The sequence below is a fragment of the uncultured Campylobacter sp. genome (genome assembly GCF_937949835.1).
GTDB lineage: Bacteria > Campylobacterota > Campylobacteria > Campylobacterales > Campylobacteraceae > Campylobacter_B.
The window spans coordinates 1-2,832 of record NZ_CALEDC010000411.1 but is presented as its reverse complement, the minus strand read 5'-3'; the positions used below and the strand labels follow the sequence as shown (position 1 = coordinate 2,832).

At 51.7% G+C, this 2,832-nt stretch carries 3 protein-coding genes; all 3 read left to right on the top strand.

Features of this window, described 5'->3' with window-relative positions; genetic code table 11:
* Positions 1-407: hypothetical protein (locus Q0256_RS09285; protein ID WP_297962429.1), on the top strand; the 407-nt coding region annotated here is incomplete at its 5' end.
* A complete protein-coding gene (locus Q0256_RS09280) occupies positions 404-895 on the top strand; it encodes a TlpA disulfide reductase family protein (RefSeq protein WP_297962427.1) in 492 nt (163 codons plus the stop codon). The genes Q0256_RS09285 and Q0256_RS09280, both read left to right, overlap by 4 nt.
* A 229-nt stretch (positions 896-1,124) precedes the next feature.
* Entirely contained in the window at positions 1,125-2,699 is a 1,575-nt protein-coding gene (locus tag Q0256_RS09275) for a subtype B tannase (RefSeq protein WP_297962425.1), read from the top strand.
* Positions 2,700-2,832 lie beyond the last annotated feature (133 nt).

Genomic DNA, 2,832 nt, shown 5'->3' with positions numbered 1-2,832 from the left:
ATTTCACCGCCCGCCCGCGCTTTTTTTGGGTTCGCTTGCAGTTTGCGCGAGCAGGCGTGGCTCTTTGCTGCGCACGTTCCGCCGAAGCCGTTTGCCTCGAAAGATCAAGCGCCGATGCAAAGCCGAGCGGAGTGGGTAAAAATTTTAAAAACCTAAATTTTAGAAGCCGAAACGCCACGGATGCAAATTACGTGCGCCTCAACATAGATCGAGATATAATTTTCAACGCATACCGCGATATAAATTCTAGCGCGGATCGCGGCATGCGTCACGGCATAAATTCTAATGCAGATCGCGATATAAATTCTGGCAGAGGTCGCGCCGTAAATTTTAAAATTTCAAACGCAAATTTAAAAGTGAATTTAGCGGATTTAAAAGCAGATTTAAGGATGGATTTCAGATTATGAAATTTTTAAATTTAAAAGTTGCTGCCGCCGTGTTCGCGCTGCTGCTCGCAGGCTGCGACGGATGGAAGCACCATCTAAGCAGCGACGGCACCTCGCTTGCCTCCAAGTTCGACCCTTCCGAGCGCACGCTAAAGATCGAGGGCAACGACAAGCCGTTCGTGCTGTTTTTCTATACTAGTGGCTGCGGCGCGTGCAAAGCCCAAGTACCCGCGCTAAACGAGCTGCAAGCTAGCGGCGACGCGCTTATTATCGGCGTTTTAGGCGACGGTAAAGGCTTGGAAGCCGACGCCGCGGTCGCTCGCGAAAAGGGGATAAAATTCCCAAGCGTCAGCGGCGCAAACTCCGTAAAATACTTTGAAACCATCGTAGGCGGCATTTTCGGCACCCCCACGTCGGTGATCTACGATAAAAACGGCAAAGCGGTCAAAAAACTCATCGGCCTCTACCCCAAATCCGCCTTCGAAACACAGCTCAGGCTTATAAATTAACGAGCAAAATTTAATGCAGCCGGATTTACGGCACCGGCCTGCAATACCCACTAAAATAACACTTCGAGTTTAAAATTCCTTTCAACTTGCAGATGCCTTTGCGTTTAAATTTCAAAATTTAGGCGCGCATCGGATTTAAGTATTCGCCGAGTTTTGCTAAAATTAGCTTTGTCATTAAGCTGTTTAAAGGACTAGAAAGCGGCAATATTAAAACAGAAAGGATACTTCAATGAGCAAAAAATCCCTTGCCTTAGGCGCTGCTGCGATACTTTGCGGCGCGCTAAGCCTAAACGCCGAGGATGCGGCGACGCAGAGCGCGCAAATAGATCTGAAATTTAACGCCGCAAATTTTACGCAAGAAAGCGTGATAGTAGGCGGCAAAAAGATAAAATTTCGCGCCTACAAAAATATAATCTACGTCGCAAAACCCGTAAGCGTGCACTATCAGAGCATGAATATCTTCATCCCGCAGCAGTATTTTGAGGGGCGCAAGAGCGGCAAATTTGACGCCGCGAGCGCGCCGATATTTTTGCCAAACGGCGTGGGCGGCTACATGCCGGGCGAAGCGGGCGATGTCAAAATAGACGCAAGCGGCAAACCAAACGCGATCGCTACGGCGCTTTCGCGCGGTTACGTCGTAGCCGCTCCCGCAGCGCGCGGACGCACGCTAAAGGACGCAAGCGGCGATTATATCGGCAAGGCGCCCGCAGCGATCGTCGATCTAAAGGCGGCCGTGCGGTATCTGAAATTTAACGACGCGGCGATGCCGGGAGACGCAAACAAGATAATCTCAAACGGCACGAGCGCGGGCGGAGCGCTCTCGGCGCTTTTGGGCGCGAGCGGGGACAAGGCCGCGTACGAGCCGTATCTGCAGGAGCTGGGCGCTGCGAAGGCGAGCGATAAAATTTACGCGACGTCCGCATACTGCCCGATCACAAATCTAAAGCACGCGGACGCGGCGTATGAGTGGATGTTCGGCGCGCAGAGCAAATATGAAAAGATGGATTTTAGCGGCTTTGATGCGGCGGGATTTAACGAGCGCGGCGAAAATTCTAGCGGCGCTGAAAAAAAATCCAAAAAAGACGCAAATCAAAGCGCCGCAAAGCCCGCGCGCAAAACGATTAGCGGCAAACTAAGCGCAGCGCAGATTAAAATTTCAGACGAGCTAAAGGCGCAATTCCCCGCCTATCTGAACTCGCTAAGCTTAAAGGATGGGGGCGGCCGCGCGCTAAGCCTGGATAAAAACGGCGACGGCAGCTTCAAAGATTACATAAACGGGCTCATATCGGCATCGTTTGCTAATTTTGCGGCGAAAAATCCGCGCGCGAAGGCGCCCCTATACCTCGCCGCCAAGATCAAGGATGATACACCCCAATCGCATATGCTTTTTTGGGGCTACGCGACCTCCAAGCCGCGCGCCAAGACCCCGCCCGCATTCGACGGCTTCGCGCTTGAAAATCCCGAAAACGAGCTGTTTGGCGGCGCCAAATTTAACGCGGCGCATTTTACGAATTTTGGCGCGATGAATGACCCCGCCAAAGTGGTGCTGATCGCATGTGCGCAGCTCGTAGAGATGATGGATGCGATGAACTTCGTGCATAGCGGAAACGGCGCGAAATTTTACCGCATCCGACACGGCGCGAGCGATCGCGATACGGCGCTTGCGATCCCCGCGATTTTGGCGCTTAGCTTGCAAAATGCTGGCAAAAACGTCGATTTTGCGGTGCCTTGGGGGCAAGGACACGGCGGCGATTACGATCTGGATGAACTTTTTGACTGGATCGACGAAATAGTCGCACGCTAGATTAACGGGCAAAATTTCATCTTAGAATTTAAAATTTTGCCCGCAGCTCTGCCCTAAATTTTATCGCCTAAAGCTCGCTCTAGTGGATACGCCGAGCGGCATAAAATTCTGCCGCGAAACTCTATCGCGTTAA

What these genes read in the sequence shown, in the direction of transcription:
- Q0256_RS09280 (WP_297962427.1), top strand. Translation starts at nt 404, where the DNA reads ATGAAATTTTTAAATTTAAAAGTTGCTGCCGCCGTGTTCGCGCTGCTG.
- Q0256_RS09275 (WP_297962425.1), top strand. Translation starts at nt 1,125, where the DNA reads ATGAGCAAAAAATCCCTTGCCTTAGGCGCTGCTGCGATACTTTGCGGC.